This is a genomic window from Brevibacterium sp. UCMA 11754, assembly GCF_021532275.1.
GTDB lineage: Bacteria > Actinomycetota > Actinomycetes > Actinomycetales > Brevibacteriaceae > Brevibacterium.
Window position 1 is genome coordinate 241,826 of sequence record NZ_JACBOT010000031.1, and the last position, 17,030, is coordinate 258,855.

General features: G+C 64.7%; 17 protein-coding genes and 2 pseudogenes. 12 read left to right on the top strand and 7 right to left on the bottom strand.

Features of this window, described 5'->3' with window-relative positions; translation table 11 throughout:
• Positions 1 to 4: 4 nt before the first annotated feature.
• The gene (locus HX613_RS18050) at positions 5 to 1,279 is read right to left on the bottom strand and encodes a dicarboxylate/amino acid:cation symporter (protein WP_235346596.1); all 1,275 of its coding nucleotides are present in this window, start codon (positions 1,277 to 1,279) and stop codon (positions 5 to 7) included.
• A gap of 270 nt (positions 1,280 to 1,549) precedes the next feature.
• Here HX613_RS18050 and HX613_RS18055 point away from each other — a divergent pair, with 270 nt between their 5' ends.
• Genes HX613_RS18055 through HX613_RS18070 form a run of 4 tightly spaced genes read left to right on the top strand, consistent with a single transcriptional unit; the run spans position 1,550 to position 5,870 of the window.
• On the top strand, positions 1,550 to 2,062 hold the full coding sequence (locus tag HX613_RS18055) for a (2Fe-2S)-binding protein (protein WP_235346597.1): 513 nt from the start codon (positions 1,550 to 1,552) through the stop codon (positions 2,060 to 2,062).
• On the top strand, positions 2,059 to 3,093 hold the full coding sequence (locus HX613_RS18060; RefSeq protein WP_009884223.1) for an FAD binding domain-containing protein: 1,035 nt from the start codon (positions 2,059 to 2,061) through the stop codon (positions 3,091 to 3,093). Before HX613_RS18055 ends, HX613_RS18060 begins: the two co-directional genes overlap by 4 nt.
• Positions 3,086 to 5,158 carry a xanthine dehydrogenase family protein molybdopterin-binding subunit gene (locus HX613_RS18065; RefSeq protein WP_235346598.1) on the top strand — a complete coding sequence of 691 codons (2,073 nt, stop codon included), beginning with the start codon at positions 3,086 to 3,088 and terminating at the stop codon, positions 5,156 to 5,158. Before HX613_RS18060 ends, HX613_RS18065 begins: the two co-directional genes overlap by 8 nt.
• 22 nt (positions 5,159 to 5,180) lie before the next feature.
• On the top strand, positions 5,181 to 5,870 hold the full coding sequence (locus tag HX613_RS18070) for a nucleotidyltransferase family protein (RefSeq protein ID WP_235346599.1): 690 nt from the start codon (positions 5,181 to 5,183) through the stop codon (positions 5,868 to 5,870).
• On the opposite strand, the gene HX613_RS18075 is transcribed toward HX613_RS18070, so the two are convergent.
• The 3 genes from HX613_RS18075 to HX613_RS18085 all read right to left on the bottom strand — a co-directional run bounded on the left by HX613_RS18075 (position 5,836) and on the right by HX613_RS18085 (position 9,453).
• Positions 5,836 to 6,987, bottom strand: coding sequence for an XdhC family protein (locus HX613_RS18075; protein ID WP_235346600.1), 1,152 nt, complete (start codon positions 6,985 to 6,987; stop codon positions 5,836 to 5,838). The two genes, HX613_RS18070 and HX613_RS18075, sit on opposite strands and share 35 nt — an antisense overlap.
• A 104-nt stretch (positions 6,988 to 7,091) precedes the next feature.
• Positions 7,092 to 8,030, bottom strand: coding sequence for a quinone oxidoreductase family protein (locus HX613_RS18080; protein WP_235346601.1), 939 nt, complete (start codon positions 8,028 to 8,030; stop codon positions 7,092 to 7,094).
• 130 nt (positions 8,031 to 8,160) lie between these two features.
• Positions 8,161 to 9,453, bottom strand: coding sequence for a hypothetical protein (locus tag HX613_RS18085; RefSeq protein ID WP_235346602.1), 1,293 nt, complete (start codon positions 9,451 to 9,453; stop codon positions 8,161 to 8,163).
• Between the two features lie 79 nt (positions 9,454 to 9,532).
• Here HX613_RS18085 and HX613_RS18090 point away from each other — a divergent pair, with 79 nt between their 5' ends.
• The 7 genes from HX613_RS18090 to HX613_RS18120 are packed head-to-tail and all read left to right on the top strand — an operon-like array spanning position 9,533 to position 15,150.
• Positions 9,533 to 10,213, top strand: a complete 681-nt coding sequence (locus HX613_RS18090) for a glycosyltransferase family 2 protein (protein ID WP_235346603.1) — start codon at positions 9,533 to 9,535, stop codon at positions 10,211 to 10,213.
• A complete protein-coding gene (locus HX613_RS18095; protein ID WP_235346604.1) occupies positions 10,210 to 10,887 on the top strand; it encodes a TIGR04282 family arsenosugar biosynthesis glycosyltransferase in 678 nt (225 codons plus the stop codon). Before HX613_RS18090 ends, HX613_RS18095 begins: the two co-directional genes overlap by 4 nt.
• A complete protein-coding gene (locus tag HX613_RS18100) occupies positions 10,884 to 11,537 on the top strand; it encodes a class I SAM-dependent methyltransferase (protein ID WP_235346605.1) in 654 nt (217 codons plus the stop codon). The genes HX613_RS18095 and HX613_RS18100 overlap by 4 nt, the downstream gene beginning before the upstream one ends.
• Positions 11,538 to 11,540: 3 nt before the next feature.
• Positions 11,541 to 12,767 carry a molybdopterin-dependent oxidoreductase gene (locus HX613_RS18105; RefSeq protein ID WP_235346606.1) on the top strand — a complete coding sequence of 409 codons (1,227 nt, stop codon included), beginning with the start codon at positions 11,541 to 11,543 and terminating at the stop codon, positions 12,765 to 12,767.
• Position 12,768: 1 nt separating this feature from the next.
• Positions 12,769 to 13,302, top strand: coding sequence for a hypothetical protein (locus HX613_RS18110; protein WP_235346607.1), 534 nt, complete (start codon positions 12,769 to 12,771; stop codon positions 13,300 to 13,302).
• Positions 13,295 to 14,110 (top strand): S-methyl-5'-thioadenosine phosphorylase, encoded by an 816-nt coding sequence (locus HX613_RS18115; protein WP_235346608.1) that lies wholly within the window; start codon positions 13,295 to 13,297, stop codon positions 14,108 to 14,110. The genes HX613_RS18110 and HX613_RS18115 overlap by 8 nt, the downstream gene beginning before the upstream one ends.
• On the top strand, positions 14,107 to 15,150 hold the full coding sequence (locus HX613_RS18120; RefSeq protein WP_235346609.1) for an NAD-dependent epimerase/dehydratase family protein: 1,044 nt from the start codon (positions 14,107 to 14,109) through the stop codon (positions 15,148 to 15,150). The genes HX613_RS18115 and HX613_RS18120 overlap by 4 nt, the downstream gene beginning before the upstream one ends.
• A gap of 122 nt (positions 15,151 to 15,272) precedes the next feature.
• Here the strand turns inward: HX613_RS18120 and HX613_RS18125 are convergent.
• The 3 genes and pseudogenes from HX613_RS18125 to HX613_RS18135 all read right to left on the bottom strand — a co-directional run.
• Positions 15,273 to 15,518: pseudogene (locus tag HX613_RS18125) on the bottom strand (aldo/keto reductase); the annotation flags it as partial.
• A 258-nt stretch (positions 15,519 to 15,776) separates the two neighbouring features.
• Positions 15,777 to 16,091: a general stress protein gene (locus HX613_RS18130; RefSeq protein ID WP_235346610.1), complete on the bottom strand. Its 315-nt coding sequence runs from the start codon at positions 16,089 to 16,091 to the stop codon at positions 15,777 to 15,779.
• 64 nt (positions 16,092 to 16,155) lie between these two features.
• On the bottom strand, positions 16,156 to 16,710 hold the full coding sequence (locus tag HX613_RS18135; protein WP_235346611.1) for a MarR family winged helix-turn-helix transcriptional regulator: 555 nt from the start codon (positions 16,708 to 16,710) through the stop codon (positions 16,156 to 16,158).
• An 85-nt stretch (positions 16,711 to 16,795) separates the two neighbouring features.
• Here HX613_RS18135 and HX613_RS18140 point away from each other — a divergent pair.
• Positions 16,796 to 17,011: pseudogene (locus HX613_RS18140) on the top strand (NUDIX domain-containing protein); the annotation flags it as partial.
• Between the last annotated feature and the right edge of the window lie 19 nt (positions 17,012 to 17,030).

The following is a 17,030-nucleotide window of genomic DNA, read 5'->3' on the forward strand; positions in this document are numbered from 1 at the left end:
ACTGCTACGAAGGGCTGCCCTCGGTTGTCGAGGTTGCGTGTTTCCTGCTGATCCGCCTTTCGCTCTTGTCGATGAGGTGGGCTCCGACGAGGTCGCCGGTGATATTGATCATCGTCGCCCCCATCCCGAGTATCACGTCGACACCAGCGACCAACGCCACAGTTTCGAGTGGCAACCCTGCCTGCTGCAACAGGATCGTCAGGCCGATGAGTCCAGCGCCGGGGACTCCTGCAGTGCCGATGGAGACGAACGTGGCTGTGAGCACGATTGCGCCGAGTTCGAGGAGGGACATGTCATGTCCGGCGATATTGGCGGCCAGCACGACCGACGCTCCCAGGCGGATGACTGCGCCGTCCATGTTGATGGTCGCTCCCAGCGGGATCACAAAGCCCGCGACTTCCTGGAGGATTCCCGCTTTCTTCGTCGCCTGCAGCGACACCGGGATCGTGCCGGAACTGCTCTGGGTGGTGAACGCCGTGGCCATCGGCTCACCGGCGATTCGGAAGAATCCGCCGATCGGAACCCGATTGATCAGCAGCAATGGAATGTAGATCAGCAGGATCTGCGCAGCCAGTCCTGCATAGACGGCACCGGTCAGCTTGCCCAGGGCCGCCAGTGCATCGAATCCTTGACTCCCGATATCGCTGGCCACGAGAGCAAAGACACCGAACGGCGCATATTGGAGGATGCCGGCGAGGATGCGGAACGTCATCTCTTTGGCTGCCAGCACGAATTTGTGCAGCAGGGCTCCGAAGTCCGAGATCGTCACGTCCGACGAGCGCCGCATACCCGCGAGCGTGAGGCCGATGATCATGGATACGAAGATCAGAGCAAGAATCTTGCCATCGGTCAGGGCCTGGAAGAAGTTCTCAGGAAATACTCCGACCAGCTGGTCGGTGAACGACGGCGGTTCGGGCGTCTCTGTGCCGTTCTCAGGACGGTTGAGTCCCGTTCCCGGGTTGATGAGAAGGCCCAGCGACAGGCTGATGATGACGGCGGCGACGGTCGTCAGCAGATAGAAGGCGAAGGTCTTGAAGGCAACCCTGACAAGGCTTCCGGACTGCGTGGTGTTGACCGCGTCGATCAACGTCAGCATGATGATGGGGATGACGACCAGCTGCAGGAGATTGAGCAGAATGTCACCGATTGGTGACAGCACTTGAGCCTGTTGGCCGAACACCAGTGCAACGATCAGCCCCAGCACGAAGCCGACTGTCATCTTCACAAGGAGTTTTGTATCCCGGTAACGGTGCCAGATGCGTACGAGGATCCGTGACATGTTCGACGGTGCTCCTTCGCAGATAAGTGCCAGCTGGAGATGGTGGCATCCCGGCCCACAATGATACTGACCAATTGTCACTCTAACTCACGTCCGTCTCGAGATGACCGGCATTTCCCCGATCTGATGACTGCCCGGTTGTCTGACACGGGTGTTCCGAAAGCGCGGGTGTTCTGATACTCCGGCTTGTCCGCGACGACCCCCTTGTCCACCTCCCGCAGTGGGGGTAGGTTTGACAGACGTCGACAACGCTGTCTGGAGGCGGTTCTCGTGGACCATCCGCTGAACCTCACCGTCGACGGCCAGGAGCACACGCTGGCCGTGGACCCCCGAACCACTCTGCTCGATGCACTGCGCGACCGGCTGGGGGTGATGTCTCCCAAGAAGGGCTGCGACCATGGTCAATGCGGCGCATGCACGGTTCTGGTCGACGGCCGCCGGCTGAACTCCTGCCTGGCGCTCGCGCTGACCCATGAAGCTGCTGACGTCACGACCTCCGACGGCCTGGCCACCGACGGTGAACTCTCCGCGCTGCACCGCGCATTCCTCGAACAGGACGCTTTCCAGTGCGGCTACTGCACGCCGGGCCAGGTCTGCTCGGCCGCCGGCATGCTGCAGGAGGCGGCCGACGACGCCCCGAGCGTGGTCACTGAGGATCTGGAGGCTCCGGTCGACCTCACTGATGAGGAGATCCGCGAGCGCATGAGCGGCAATCTATGCCGGTGCGGAGCCTACGTGAACATCGTCGCGGCCGTCAGCCAAGCCGCCGAGGAGTCGCGATGAACCCCTTCGACTACATACGCACCACCGACACCGCTGACGCCGTCGCCGTGCTCACCGAGCGACCGGACGCGGTGTTTCTGGCAGGCGGAACCAACCTCGTCGATCACCTCAAGCTCGGTGTCACGGAACCGGGACTGGTCGTCGACATCAACGGCCTGGACCTGACCGACATCGAGGGCCTCGATGACTCGGGACTGCGCATCGGTGCGATGGTGCGCAACAGCGATGCCGCCGCCGACCTACGAGTCCGCCGCGACTATCCGATGCTCTCGCGAGCCCTGCTCTCAGGTGCCTCCGGTCAGCTGCGCAACGCAGCGAGCATGGGCGGCAACCTCCTCCAGCGCACCAGATGCGTGTACTTCCAGGACACCTCGACGCCGTGCAACAAGCGCGAACCCGGCTCCGGCTGCTCAGCCATCGGCGGCTACACCCGCTACCACGCGATCCTCGGCGCCTCACAGGACTGCGTTGCGACCCACCCGTCAGATATGGCGGTCGCGCTGGCCGCTCTCGACGCCACTGTCGTCGTCCTCGGTCCTCACGGTGAGCGCCGGATTCCGGTCGACGAACTCCACCGGCTGCCCGGCGAGCAACCCGAGCGGGACACGATCCTTGAGCACGGGGAGCTCATCACCGCCCTCGAACTCCCTCCCCCACGCGCTGGACGCTCGACGTACCGAAAGATCCGTGACCGTGCGTCCTACGCCTTCGCGCTGGTCTCGGTCGCCGCCACGGTCAACGTCGATGACTCGGGACCGAAGCCGGTGATCCGCGAGGCCGCGATCGCTCTGGGGGGCGTCGCCCACAAACCCTGGCGTGCACGCGCCGCCGAGGCAGTGCTGCGAGGTGCGGAGCCGAACGAGGAGACGTTTCTGCAGGCGGCCGATGCTGAACTCGCGGCCGCCGAGCCCTTGGACGGCAACCGCTTCAAGGTCCAGATGGCACGCGGTGCGATCACGACGGTGCTCACCGAGCTGACCGGCGGCTCGGAGTCGAAGCTGGACGACACCACGGAGGACACTCATGAGTGATCTGCTGGCAACCTCAGCCATCGGCACCCGGCAGGTGCGTCTGGACGGACCCGACAAGGTCCGCGGCCGCGCCACCTACGCGTACGAGCATCCGGTCGACGACCCTCTCTACCTCTGCCCCCTCCTGGCGATGATCGCGCGGGGACGCGCAGCCACCATCGACACCTCGGCGGCCGAGGCAGCAGACGGGGTCGTGCATGTACTCACCCACGAGAACGCACCGGCCCTGCAGAGCACGGATGACGCGGAGCTGGCGATCTTGCGCTCTCCGGAGATCGGATTCCGCGGACAGTACCTCGGTGCCGTCATCGCCACCACTCCGGAGCAGGCCCGCCACGCTGCGGACCTCATCACCGTCAGCTACGTGCAGGAGGACCATGATGTCGAGCTGCGGGAGGACCATCCTGCTTCCCGAACTCCGGAGTCCGGCGGCGGGGACGTCACCGTCGGCGATGTCGACTCGGCCCTCGCCGAGGCTGCCGTCAGCATCGATCAGCGCTACAGCACTCCCATGGAGCACAACAACCCCATGGAACCGCACACCACCATCGCCCGCTGGGACAGAGGCGAACTCACGCTGTGGACGTCGACCCAGGGCGTGCACCCCGCACGGTCGACACTGGCACCCATCCTCGGTCTCGAGCCTGACCAGCTTCGCATCGTCTCCCCGCATGTGGGAGGGGGCTTCGGCTCCAAGGGCGTGCCCCACGCCGATATGATGCTGGCCGCACTCGCGGCCAAAGCGGTGCCGGGACGTCCCGTGAAGTACGCCGTGACCCGGCAGCAGATGTTCTCGATCACCGGTTACAGGGCTCCGACCCTGCAGCATGTTCGTCTGGGCGCACGTGCCGACGGCACGATCACAGCGTTTGCCTTCGACGCGGTGTCCATGTCGTCGCAGACCAAGGAGTTCCCGGAGGAAGCGACGAAGCCGGCCCGCATGATGTACGCAGGCGACAATCGCCGCGTCACCCAGCGAGTGGTTCCTCTGGATGTGCCCGTGCCCTCGTGGATGCGAGCTCCCGGGGAGGCCCCGGGCATGGTCGGGATCGAGATCGCCATGGACGAACTTGCTGTGGCCAGCGGAATCGACCCGATCGAACTGCGTGTGCGCAACGACCCCGAGAACGACCCGGACACCGGGTTGCCGTTCAATCAGCGCCGACTCGTGGACTGCCTCCGCGAAGGGGCGGAGCGCTTCGGTTGGGACGAGCGAAGTTCTCAACCGCGCACTCAGCGGGATAACGGCTGGCTCATCGGAATGGGTGTCGCCTCCGCCACCTATCCAGCAGGCAGGCAGCCCGGCTCTGTCGCACGGATCCGCCGGACCTCTGATGGCTACGAGGTGGCCATCGCGGCCGCGGATCTGGGCACCGGCACCTGGACTGCCCTGACCCAGGTCGCAGCGGACTCCCTTGACGTTCCCATCGAGCAGGTGGAGCTGCAGATCGGCGACACCGACCTGCCGAACGCGACTGTCGCCGGCGGCTCCACCGGGTTGGCGAGCTGGAGCGCCGCGGTCCTCGCCGCGGCCGAGACGTTCCGACACGAGCATGGAACCGATCCCGCATCCGGAGCCCAATCGCAGGGTGAGGCACAGGCGAACCCGGCAGCAGAGAAGTTCGCTCTGCACTCCTTCGGTGCTCATTTCGCCGAAGTCCGCATCCACGCCGCCACCGGCGAGATCCGTGTCGACCGGATGTTCGGAATGTTCTCCGCCGGGCGGATCGTGAACCCGCGCACCGCTCGTTCACAGTTCATCGGCGGGATGACCATGGGCCTGGGGATGGCGCTTCTTGAGAAGGGTGAGCTCGATCCGCGGTTCGGCCACGTCGTCAACCACGACCTCGCCGAATACCACGTTCCCGTCAATGCCGACGTTGCTGAGATCGAGGCGGCTTGGCTCGACGAGGAGGACCCGCGGGCCGGTCCGCTCGGGGCGCGCGGGATCGGGGAGATCGGCATCGTCGGTGCGGCGGCGGCACTCGCAAATGCCGCCTATAACGCGACCGGGGTGCGGGTGCGCGATCTGCCGCTCTTCGGTGACGTGTTCCTGCCCCGATGACAGCGAAACTCGACCTGCCACGATGACCGCGAGCCCCGACCAAGAGCCGCCGATCAACTCTGCAGCCCTGCAGGGCCCGTGCGGGCTCGTCCTCGCCGCCGGCGCAGGTCGTCGATTGGGCCTGGGACCGAAGGCACTGCTGCGCAGCAACGGCCGCACCCTCGTCGAGTCCCTCGTGGAGTCTTTGCTCTCCGGAGGCTGCTGCAACGTCACGGTCGTCACCGGAGCCGGAGCCGAGGAGGTCGCGACCGTTCTGAAAGGACGGGATCATGTCCGAGTCGCTCACAATCCTGAGTGGGATGAGGGAATGGGTTCATCGCTGCGCAGCGGCCTGGACTCGATCGGCCCTGGACGCACTGTCCTGGTGACGCCCGTCGACCGACCTGGCATCTGCCCGGCGGAAGTCGAACGCGTCATCGCCGCTCATCGTCCGGGCGCCATCACCGCAGCCGCCCATCGTAATCGGAGCGGGCGGCTGCACCGTGGACACCCTGTTCTCTTCGATGCGATCTGGACCGCCGAGGTGGTAACTGCCGCCCATGATGACATCGGTGCTCGCGAGCTGCTCATCGCCCACCGTGACATCGTTGCGCTGGTCGACTGCAGCGACCTCGACGACGGGGAGGACATCGACGTGCCCGCGGATCTGCATCTTCTCGACCGACCGGATCGCACGGTCAGTGAGGGTGCAGTGCCCCCGACCGGCAGCTGAGGGGCACTGCCTGCGTCCTGCCGCCGCGCACAGCGAGGATCTCCGCGAGAATCGAGACGGCCACCTCGGCGGGCGTCATCGCGTTCACATCGAGACCGATCGGAGAGTGCAGCCGCTCCAACGCTCTGCTGTCGACTCCTGCCTCCTGCAGGGCATTGCGGCGGTCGCGGTCGCTGCGGCGTGAGCCCATCGCCCCGACATAGGCGACGTCGAGGTCGAGCGCACGGACCAGTGTGGGGATGTCGACCTTCGGGTCATGGCTGAGGACGCAGATCATGCTGCGCTCATCGACCGCTCCCAAGTCGGCAGCTTCGGTGAGGAAACGGTGTGGCCAGGCTCGGACCACCTCGGCGCCGGGAAACGAGGTCGGGCCGGTGAAGGCGGGGCGGGGATCGCACAGCGTGATGCGGTGGCCCAGTGGCAGGGCAGCTTCCACCAGGGCCCGCCCGAAGGCGTTCGCTCCGATGATGACCAGGTGTGCCGGCGGTATCCGGGTCTCGATGAAGAGGTCGATCGGGTTGCGGTCGCCTTCGGGCGCAGTGATGCGGACTGTGCCCGTGCTCCCGCTGCGGATCATCGACTCAGCATGCCTGACCGCGGAGTCGAGCACCGAGGGCGGGACGATTGTGCCCAGACCCGCGGCAAGAGAGCCCGCAGCTCGTCCGGAACTCTCCTCGAGTGCGTCTTCGCTGACGGCAAGGGCGCTGGAGGACTCATCGTGGTCTGCAGCAGGAAGTCGCATCACCATCGCGATCGGATCCTGCTGATCGGTTTCCTGTCGCAGATCCGAGCGACCGGCGCTGAAGGGCTGGACGAGCACGTCGATGCTGCCCCCGCACATCAGACCGACGGCGAAGGCATCGTCATCGCTGTAGCCGAATCTCTGAACTGTGGCCGCTCCGGTGGCGAGCGCCTCTCGGCAAGCCTCGAGGACGGCGCCTTCGACGCATCCTCCTGTGAGGGAACCGTGGATCTCACCTGCGGCGTCGACCAGCATCGAGGTCCCCACCGGCCGCGGCACCGAACCATCAGTCCCGACGATGGTCGCGACCGCAACGTCCTGCGGTTCCTCCGCAGCGAAGAGCCGCTGCTGTGCGGCAGTGAGGACGTCCAACATGCTAGGAGCCTATACCCTATGTTTCATCGCATCATGTGGCACGAGGAGCGCGACCTCGGCACCGGCGACGGGTGCCTGAGTCTCGTCCCGGAGTGCGCTCGTGATCAGAATTCCAGGACGAGTCGCCCGCGGACGCCGCCTGCCTCCAGGCGACGATGCGCTGCCGGAGCCTGGTCTTTGGAGAACGTCTCAGCCACCTGCAGAGTGAGCGTTCCGTCCTCAGCGAGTTGGCGGAGCTCATCGAGTCTGCCGTGCTCTCGTGCATAGTCGACGACCCAGACGGGCGTGAACGTGACACCGCGCTCACCTGCTTCGTCGTATCCGCGCACCGTGATGACTGTGCCCCCACCGCGGACGGCCGGGGCGATCTTCTCGAGCATGAGCGCTCCGTCGATCACGCCAGCCACACCGTCGGGGTACCGCTCTCGTATGAGCTGCGGGAAGTCGTCGCCTCGGCGGAGCACGAGATCGGCTCCAAGCCCGGTGACACGTTCTTCGTCGGAGTCTTTGGCATCGGCAATGACTGTGAGGCCGTCCTTCTTCGCCAGTTGCACGGCGTACCCGCCCATCGTGCCGGCCGCACCGGTCACCGCGAGCACGCTGCCCTTCTTAAGCCCCAGGGTATCCAGCGCCAGACGGGCGGTGAGCCCATTCATCGGCAACGTGGCCGCCTCCTGATCGTCGAACCCGTGCGGGGCGCGGGCGACTGACTCGATGGGCACGGCGATATGTTCCGAATAGGCACCGTGCGCTACCGTAGGCGCGACCACTGCCATCACATGGTCGCCGACTGCGAGATCGGTCTCAACGCCGTCTCCGAACTCCTCGAGGACTCCGGCGGCGTCCATTCCGGGCACACGCACCTGGGACTCCTCTTCGGATCGCCGAACACGTGTGCCGCTGCGAAGCATGGTGTCGGTGGGATTCACAGACGCCGCATGAACGCGAATCAGAACCTCTCCCGCGCCCGGGGCCGGAATCGGGAGGTCGATGACCTCCAACGCCTCAGGCCCACCTGGCTGATGAAATCCGACGACTTGCATGTCGACCTCCTGACGACGAGGAAATGAGTCTGGTTCGAGGCTACGCGAGTCGCCACTTCGCGGCTAGCCTCGTCACGTACACCGCGACCGTCCGTTCGTCCGAAGGATGTCCACTCCGACTGCGCAACCTTCACCACTGCGTCGTCAAGAGGTACTCGATGGCGACCGCGGATGCCATCTGTGTGGCAAGCAGCGGCCGTTGCCAACGCAGCGGCAACAGCGATGGCAACACCAATGTCCAGATTGTGAACGGCAACCAGATTCGTTCGACCTCTGCTTTGCTCATGCCCGACAGCGTCGCCACCAGGATCGAGACGAAGCCGGCGCAACCCAGGACAGCGACCACGCGCCGCCCCTTGTCGGCCCCCCGCCACGCTTCGGCGATGCCGCGGGGAAAGGCCGCCCATACCGCTAGTCCACTGGTGAACGTCCAGGCGCCCAGGTTCGCCCACACCCAATAGCCGAATTGCCGTTTGTGTTGGATCCCGTCGTAATAGCGGGTGACCAGTACGGGGAACCCCTCCCACCACCGGAATCCGGCCAGGGTGAATGCCGCAACGACGAGCAGCGCACCGCCGAGTGCCCAGGGCAGTGCCGTCCATCTGCCGCCGAGATAGATCACAGCGATGGCGAGGATCCCCAGCAGCAATAGTCCGTAGGAAAGATACACGCTCAGGCCGAGTAGCAGCCCTGCGGGGAGACCAAAGCCGATCAGTCGTGAGCTGCGGTCTGCTGTCGCGGCCAGCGCCAGAAGCGCCAGTCCCCAGGCGGCCACTGCTGTAAACAGCGCATCAGCGGACACGCCCATCCAGATCGCCGCGGGTGCGGCGATCAGCCAGGGCGCTGCGCGGCGGGCGAACTTCTGCGAGGCCAAGGTCTTGACGGTCAGCAGCACTGCGACGACTCCGGTGCAACCAAGAGTCATGACGATGACACCAGCTGTGTACGGGTCCTCGATGCCGATCCGGTCGAGCAGGATGAAGAACAGCGTCGCGCCCGGTGGATGCCCGGCAATGTGAATGGGCCAGTGGTCGGGCGCACGCAGAGGCACTTTTTCGATGAATCCGGACAAGAACGCGGGGATCGAGGACACTTCTTTGGCATCGACGAAGTATTCGCTGGGGCGTGCAAACACCTTGCTGACGCTTTCCTTGCCGCCGACATGGGCCAACGCGGCCGTCCACAGCCAGGATCCGGCGAAGACCGCAGCCAGATAGGGGCCCCAGTTCAGTGCGGAGCTGATGCGTCGCCAGCACAGAAACCCGGTCAGTGCCACGAGCACCGGCAGCACCAAGGTAGGTGCCGGATCAGGTGTCCATCTTGCCTTCAAGGGGGGCCAGTGGATGAAAACATCCGTTCCCGTCGCGCGCGGCCAGACGATGGCGGCGGCGACCAACCCCACACCGATGAGTGTACTGACCATCGCTGCAGTCCAGGCCCGGCGGGAAAGTAAGGATGCTTGCGTGGGCACAATCACATTTTAACACTGGTACTGTCACCTTATGCATGATCCTCTCGCACGTGAGCCGCTTGCCTGCACTGTGGTGATTCCGTGCCGCGACGAGGCGCTGGCGTTGCCCGGCGTCTTCAGCACCATCCCCGATGGCATGAACGTGATCGTCGTGGACAACGGGTCGGTCGATGGCACCGCCGAGGTCGCTCGCAGCCTGGGCGCCGAAGTCGTGTACGAGGCTGTCGCCGGTTACGGCGCTGCGGTTCACGCCGGAATCCTCGCGGCCACGGCGCCCTTGGTGGCAGTGCTTGATGGCGATGGTTCGATGGATCCTGCCGACCTGCCTGAGCTGGCTTCGGTCGTGAGCAAAGGGGCGGCCACGATGGCGATCGGACGCCGAAGACCAGAGGGAAACGGCGTCTGGCCTTGGCATGCACGAGCCGGAACAGCCGTCCTGGCCTGGTGGATCCGACGCAGCAGCGGCTTTGGTGTGCATGATCTGGCTCCGATGCGGGTCTGCCGCCGGGACGACCTTCTTGCGTTGGATATCACCGACCGACGGTTCGGCTATCCGCTTGAGCTCATGATCAAGGCCTCGCGGGCGGGCTGGACTGTGCACGAGAGGGACATCGTCTACCGCAGGCGTGCGCGAGGCACGAAGTCCAAGGTTTCGGGAACGCTGCTGGGGACGTGGCGGACCATCGCCGATTTCGCCAGGGTGCTGACATGAGCGCACCACCGACGATGCTGGTGGTCGCCAAGGCGCCGGTTGCCGGCCAAGCCAAAACCAGATTGGCGACAGCTGTCGGGGATCAGGCGGCAGCACGGATCGCCGCGGCCTCGCTGCTGGACACGCTGGAGGTCGTGGGTGATCTGGGATGGCCCGTGGTCATCGCGATGACCGGTGACCTTGCCGAGGCGGCAATGGCAGATGAGCTCGCCGCGGCGTGTGGCAGGCACCGCGTCATCGCCCAACGCGGAGGCTCTTTCGCGTCCCGGCTGATCGCGGCTCACCACGACGCCGATGCAGGCCACGGGGTCGTGCAAATCGGCATGGACACGCCCCAAGTCACCGCGGAGAGCCTGCAGACGGCGGCAGCGGCATTGGAATGCCATGACGTCGCGCTGGGCCTGGCTGAGGACGGAGGATGGTGGATACTGGCTGCACAGAATCCCAGTTGGACGTCCAGCCTGGCCTCGGTGGCGATGTCGAGACCCGATACCGGCATGCGGACCAAGGAGGCGCTCGTGAGCAACGGTGCCCGGGTCGCCTCCGTTCCGGTCCTGGCCGATGTAGACTACTGGGAGGACTCACACGCTGTCGCCTCCCTCATTCCGCACAGCCATTTTGCCGCCGAGGTCGCTCAGGCAGCCGACCGTGAACAGATTGGGTCCCAACCATGACCGAAACCATTGACTTCGCACCCCTGGACGCCTTGAACGCGGCCATGACGGGCCACGCATGCGACGTGGTCAGAGCCGATGGCACAGCGACCCGATTAGATGTCCAGCAATGGACGGGTGCGCCCGACGCGACGGACCATGCGCTGTTCTTGGACCGCTGCATGGGCCCGACGCTTGATGTCGGCTGCGGTGCAGGCCGTCTTGCGGGGGCACTGACCGCCCGCGGCGGCGACGCTCTGGGGATCGACATCTCTCTCGTCGCCGTGAAACTGGCCCAGGAGCGCGGCGCGGTCGCGATTCACATGAGTGTCTTTGACGAAGTGCCCGACGAAGGCTGCTGGCAGGATGCTCTGCTGGCAGACGGCAATGTCGGGATCGGCGGCGATCCGGTCCGGCTGCTGCAGCGGATTCGCCAGCTGATACGTCCAGAGGGGTCCGTCTTGGTCGAGGTCGATGCCCCCGGGGTGGGCCTGGTGCATGAAAGTGTTCGATTGCGCGTCCAGGGACAGCTGACCGGGGCCTTCGACTGGTCGCTGGTCGATGCCGAGGCCATCGTCGGCGTTGCGGCCGCGGCAGGATTTCACGGTTGCAGACTGTACCAGCATGAGGGCCGGTACATGGCTGCGCTGACGCGTGACGGGCACGCCTAGCCGATGCGCTGGCGCAGTCCGATCCGTGGGCCATGGCTGACCTCGGTGTTCGGTGCGGTGCTGCTGGCCGCGCTGCCGGTGGTTACCTTGACCGGTCTGCTCTCCTACATGGCATACGCACCGCAGCTGGGCCAGGCCATACCAGGGGACGTGGGCTGGCTGAAGCTGCCGACTTTCCAGTGGCCCACCAGTCCTGCCTGGCTCTATCAACTCAATCAGGGGATCCACGTCGTCCTCGGCATGGTCGTCATTCCAGTGGTGCTTGCCAAGCTGTGGTCGGTGACGCCGAAGCTGTTCACATGGCCGCCGGTACGCTCTCCGGCGCACGCCCTCGAACGACTGTCCCTGCTCATCCTCGTCGGCAGCGTCCTGTTCGAGTTGGCCACAGGCGTATTGAACATTCAGTACGACTACATCTTCGGGTTCAGCTTCTACGCAGCGCACTATTTCGGGGCGTGGGTGTTCATCGCGGCATTCATAGCGCACGTATGCCTCAAGCTGCCGAGAATGATCGAGTCCCTGCGCTCGCGGTCCCTGCGCACTGAGCTGCGCACTCCCCTGGCCGAAACTCACCCGGAGCCGCCCGATGCCGATGGGCTGGTGTCGTCTGACCCGACTCCGCCGACTATGAGCCGCCGCGGTGCCCTGGCCCTTGTCGGTGGAGGTTCCGCACTTGTACTCCTTCTCAGCGTCGGCCAGACGATTGGTGGAGTGCTCCGGCCTTTGTCCGCACTGCTCCCTCGGGGGCGAGTGCTGGGAGACGGACCCAACGACTTTCAGGTCAACCGGACGGCCGCGGCCGCGCGCATCAGTCCCGACGACACGGGCGAGGTCTGGCGACTGACTCTGCGCGGCGGCGACGGCGACATCTCATTGAGCCGGACGCAGCTGCTGACGATGCCCCAACACACCGCTGACCTGCCGATCGCGTGTGTGGAGGGATGGTCGACAACGCAGACGTGGACCGGCGTCCGGTTGGCCGAACTGGCACGTCTGGCCGGAGTCGGCGAACCAGCCTCTGCCCGGGTTGAATCGCTTCAGGAATCCGGCACGTTCAACGCCGCCACGTTGCAGCACAACCAGGTACTCGACCCCGACTCGCTGCTCGCCCTGCGCGTCAACGGTGCGGACCTGTCGATCGATCACGGATTTCCCGCACGGATCATCGTCCCGGCCATGCCCGGTGTGCACAACACGAAATGGGTGCGCTCCATCGAGTTCAGGACCTGATATGCCAGCACACCCCGGATGGTTCCGACAGATGTATGGAGCCCGACCCCGGCACCTGCTGGTGCTGACCGGGTGCTTCCTTCTGGCCGGATACGCGGTGCTGGAGCTGGGCCCGGATCAGCTGTTCGACTCGGACGTATGGTGGCAATCCCCTGCGGTCTGGTTCCTAGGCGGGGCCATCGTCGTCGACCTCATACTGTTTCCGCTCTGCTCCGCGGCGGACCGTGTGCTCAATGCCGTCCCCCGTGCTGAGCGGACAGCCCGGAGACGTGGCCTGCGGGTGCCAATCGTCAACTACATCCGGGTACCGGTGCTGGCCAGCGGACTGCTGCTCCTGCTTTTCTTCCCCGGCATCATCGAGCAGGGCAAGGACAGCCACCTGGCCGCCACGGGCCACACCCAGGAGCCGTTCCTCGGACGGTGGCTGTGGCTCTCGGTCCTGTTCTGCTGCCTCAGTGTCCTGGCTTACGCAATCCGTTACGGCGCAGGCCGTTTGAGAACAATGCGATCAATCGAAAGAGAGCGTGATGACTGAATCACCCGACATCGCCATCATCGGCGGCTCCGGCTTCTACACCTTCCTCGATGACCCACAGGAAATTGAGGTCGAAACGCCCTTCGGCCCGCCGTCGGCGCCCATCGCGACCGGCAGGTTCGAACACGGGGACACGAGCCGCACCGTGGCTTTTCTGCCCCGGCACGGACGGGGGCACGAATTCCCTGCGCACCGCGTGAACTACCGCGCCAATATGTGGGCGCTGCGCAGCCTCGGAGTGCGGCAGATTCTGGCACCGTGCGCAGTCGGCGGACTCAGTACGGACCTAGGGCCCGGCTCACTGGTGGTTCCAGACCAGTTGGTCGACCGGACGTTCGGCCGGGAGCAGACGTACTTCGACAGGGGCGCCTGCCACGTCTCATTCGCCGATCCGTACTGTCCCAGGCTGCGCACGGCCCTGCTGGACGGGCTTGCAGATGACCACGAACCGCCGGTCGACGGCGGAACCATGGTGGTGATCGAAGGTCCGAGGTTCTCCACCCGCGCCGAGTCCCAGTGGTATGCAGCACAGGGCTGGGACATCGTGAACATGACCGGCCAACCCGAAGCGATCCTGGCGCGTGAACTCGAGCTGTGCTATGCGACTGCTGCGCTGGTGACCGACCTCGACGCGGGCATCGACTCGACGCATGCCGTCGACCAGTCGGAGGTCTTCCGGGTCTTCGCCGAGCACACCGACAAACTGAAATCGAGTCTGCGGACAGTGATCGCTTCACTGTCATCGGAGCGTTCGTGCAGCTGCTCCCAGGCGCTGGCAGGAATGACACTGCCGTTGGAGCTGCCATGAAGGTGCTGTTGACCGGCGCGGCCGGTTTCATCGGACGACACATCGCCGAGGCGGCAACGGCTGCCGGACACGAAGTCACCGGCGTCGACATGCTGCTTCAACAGGCCCATGGGAAAACCGCAGTGCTGCCCGCAGGCGTCGTGCACGGCGACATCCGTGATCCGATTCTGCTCGATGAGCTGCTGGCCGATGTCGACGTCGTGTGCCATCAGGCCGCCACGGTGGGCAACGGCGTCGACGCCCAGGACCTGCCCGGCTACGCCACCCACAACGACCTCGGCACCGCTGCCCTTCTGGCAGCGATGGCCCGCTCCGGAACGAAGCGATTGGTACTGGCTTCCTCCATGGTCGTCTACGGTGAGGGAAGATACACCTGCCCCGACCACGGCGATGTGCCCCCGGCCCCCAGGCAGGACAGAGACCTGCAACAGGGCCTGTTCGACCCTCGCTGCCCGCACTGCGGAGGAACAATCAAGCCACACCTGATCAGCGAGGATGCGGTCTTCGCTCCACGCACGGCCTACGCCGCGTCGAAAATCGCGCAGGAGCACTACGCCGCTGCCTGGTGCACATTGGAATCGGGCCACGCCATCGCACTGCGCTACCACAATGCCTATGGGCCCGGCATGCCGGCGGATACACCCTACTCAGGGGTCGCAGCCATCTTCCGCTCGGCACTCGAGCGCGGTCAACCGCCCCAGGTATTCGAGGACGGCAACCAAATACGCGACTTCGTCCACGTTGCCGACCTCGCCCGCGCGAACGTCGCCGCCATCGAAGCGGTCGGGGCGCATAGTCCTGGGGTGAGCGCTTACAACATCTGCTCGGGACAGACTTACACCATCGGCGACATGGCCCGACGTTTGGCAACGGTGATGGATGGACCGGAGCCGGCGGTCAACGGCAAATATCGGGCCTTCGATGTCAGACATGTAGCGGCCTCGCCTCGGGCTGCCCTCGAAGACTTGGGATTCAAGGCGCGTATCGGACCTGACGAGGGCATCGCCGAACTCGCGACGGCACCCTTGCGCCACCGATAGGGCGCTTTCCCTCGGCTGCCGGGGACTGTACCACTGCAGCGACAATGGACGGGCCCGGCAGCCCTGTCAGTGGTGGAGCGGAAGCGTTGGACTCTTGTGGGGTTCAAGGGTTCGTTGACAGTGGCGATCGTCTCGGTGATCGGTGTCTGTCCATCCCACTGGTAGATGTACAGCAGGTCCAGGTGGTCGGTCCACAGACGGCTCAAGCTCTCGTCGACAGCCCGGATCAGGTGGTGCCGACTCGTTCCGCGTCGTGGCCCCGAACGCCTGCAATCTTCTCGAACCCTCCCCCTGAGCCGAAGGGTATCGTCCCCCAGTGCCAACCTGGATACGTACAGACCCGAAGTGCCCAGTCGTGTATATTCCATCGTCGGTCTCCTTGTTCTTCCTTGAGGTCTCAGCTCTTCGAGTCCGTCGCAGACGAATGACCCATCTCACGAGCACAGTGAGAACAGCAGAACGTGGTCTGCCCGGATTCGACGCCGTGGCCCATGATGCGACAGCTCCTCTTGACGCGGTGGATCAGTGTGGAGTGGTCATGCTAGTGACTCACCTCAACCGGCGGAAGGGGATGGCCTGATCGCAGCTTGTCCGCGATAATGCCGTATCGGGCAACTCGACCGCGATCAGTCTGACTGACCGATCACCAACAGGAGCTTTCCATTGGCGAGCTTCGTCTCGAGGTCATCGCACTCTTCGAGATCGAAGCCGAATCCGCTGAAAACGGTTCTGAGCTCAGAGTCTTCTTCGTTGTAGCGATCGGCAACGAGGTGCGCGATATCGGCAGGCTGGGAGGTGGCATGGCCGACGATGCAGTCGATGCGTGCGTCATCGTGGGCGAACACATGGAGACTTTCCTTCGGCGCACCCTTCGATGCTTGCTTCTTCAGTTCGTTCAGCAAACCGATATCGTCCTGAAATGCCTTCACCGTTGGCTTCATTTCAGTTCAGCTCCTCATTCGAACCAGTGACTATCCGCAGTATCTCACCAGGCGTCCACCGAAGTCACTGCGCCGTGAGATCTCCCTGCGGCTCATCGGCTTCGGCCAGTGCTGTGAGAAACCGGATGACGACCTCACGCTCGTCACTGCTCATGGCGGCGGCGGCATCAAAGCGGCGCGCGTGTTGGCGGCCGATCGTCTCATGTGCCGCCTGTGCGGTCTGAGGCGTCACGCTGATGCAGATCGACCGCTGGTCTTTGGGATGCGCTGCACGGATCAGATGGCCTGCGGCGACGAGGCGGTCGATGAGCTTCGTCGTCGATGCACTGGAGATCCCCACCTCAAAGGCAATGTCCCTGGGAGTGATGATCTGCCCTTGCTTCTGCGCTTGCATGAGCATCCGGATGGCGCGCATGTCACTCTCATTGAGGCGCATATACCGCCTGGATGCCTCCGCCAGCGCCCGATCGGCTTCCCGCCAGAGGCGCAGCGACTCCATGACGGACATGCACTGCGTGATTTCGGACTGCGTCAGCTGAGAACGATCGGAGAACTCGAGATCGTTCGAAAAGTACTTCAATTCTGAATCCGGGTGGATTCTTCGCTCTGTGCTCGACACGATGACAGCATACCGTTGCTACACTAGATTAGGTCTCTCGCCCGGCTAACGAAAGTGGGTTCGAACAGTGGAAATGGTTGTTCGCGTCGACGGACACGGTCGTCTTCTCGTCACACGGCGCGCACTGACGAAGAAGACGTGGCCGGGAGTATGGACGAATTCTTTCTGTGGCCGTCCCGGGCCCGGCGAAACGCTTGAGGCTGCAGTCCGCCGCCGCTCCGGAATCGAAGAGAACGAACACTGCCCGGTCTTCATCGCCCGGGCCACATCGTCGATGGCACCCGATCATATCGCCGAGCACATCGCCGAGGCGGGGCTCA

Bases quoted from the DNA above. Each gene is read 5' to 3' on its own strand.
- HX613_RS18050 (WP_235346596.1), bottom strand. From the start codon at position 1,279: ATGTCACGGATCCTCGTACGCATCTGGCACCGTTACCGGGATACAAAA.
- HX613_RS18060 (WP_009884223.1), top strand. From the start codon at position 2,059: ATGAACCCCTTCGACTACATACGCACCACCGACACCGCTGACGCCGTC.
- HX613_RS18065 (WP_235346598.1), top strand. From the start codon at position 3,086: ATGAGTGATCTGCTGGCAACCTCAGCCATCGGCACCCGGCAGGTGCGT.
- HX613_RS18070 (WP_235346599.1), top strand. From the start codon at position 5,181: ATGACCGCGAGCCCCGACCAAGAGCCGCCGATCAACTCTGCAGCCCTG.
- HX613_RS18075 (WP_235346600.1), bottom strand. From the start codon at position 6,987: ATGTTGGACGTCCTCACTGCCGCACAGCAGCGGCTCTTCGCTGCGGAG.
- HX613_RS18080 (WP_235346601.1), bottom strand. From the start codon at position 8,030: ATGCAAGTCGTCGGATTTCATCAGCCAGGTGGGCCTGAGGCGTTGGAG.
- HX613_RS18085 (WP_235346602.1), bottom strand. From the start codon at position 9,453: ATGGTCAGTACACTCATCGGTGTGGGGTTGGTCGCCGCCGCCATCGTC.
- HX613_RS18090 (WP_235346603.1), top strand. From the start codon at position 9,533: ATGCATGATCCTCTCGCACGTGAGCCGCTTGCCTGCACTGTGGTGATT.
- HX613_RS18095 (WP_235346604.1), top strand. From the start codon at position 10,210: ATGAGCGCACCACCGACGATGCTGGTGGTCGCCAAGGCGCCGGTTGCC.
- HX613_RS18100 (WP_235346605.1), top strand. From the start codon at position 10,884: ATGACCGAAACCATTGACTTCGCACCCCTGGACGCCTTGAACGCGGCC.
- HX613_RS18105 (WP_235346606.1), top strand. From the start codon at position 11,541: ATGCGCTGGCGCAGTCCGATCCGTGGGCCATGGCTGACCTCGGTGTTC.
- HX613_RS18110 (WP_235346607.1), top strand. From the start codon at position 12,769: ATGCCAGCACACCCCGGATGGTTCCGACAGATGTATGGAGCCCGACCC.
- HX613_RS18115 (WP_235346608.1), top strand. From the start codon at position 13,295: ATGACTGAATCACCCGACATCGCCATCATCGGCGGCTCCGGCTTCTAC.
- HX613_RS18120 (WP_235346609.1), top strand. From the start codon at position 14,107: ATGAAGGTGCTGTTGACCGGCGCGGCCGGTTTCATCGGACGACACATC.
- HX613_RS18130 (WP_235346610.1), bottom strand. From the start codon at position 16,091: ATGAAGCCAACGGTGAAGGCATTTCAGGACGATATCGGTTTGCTGAAC.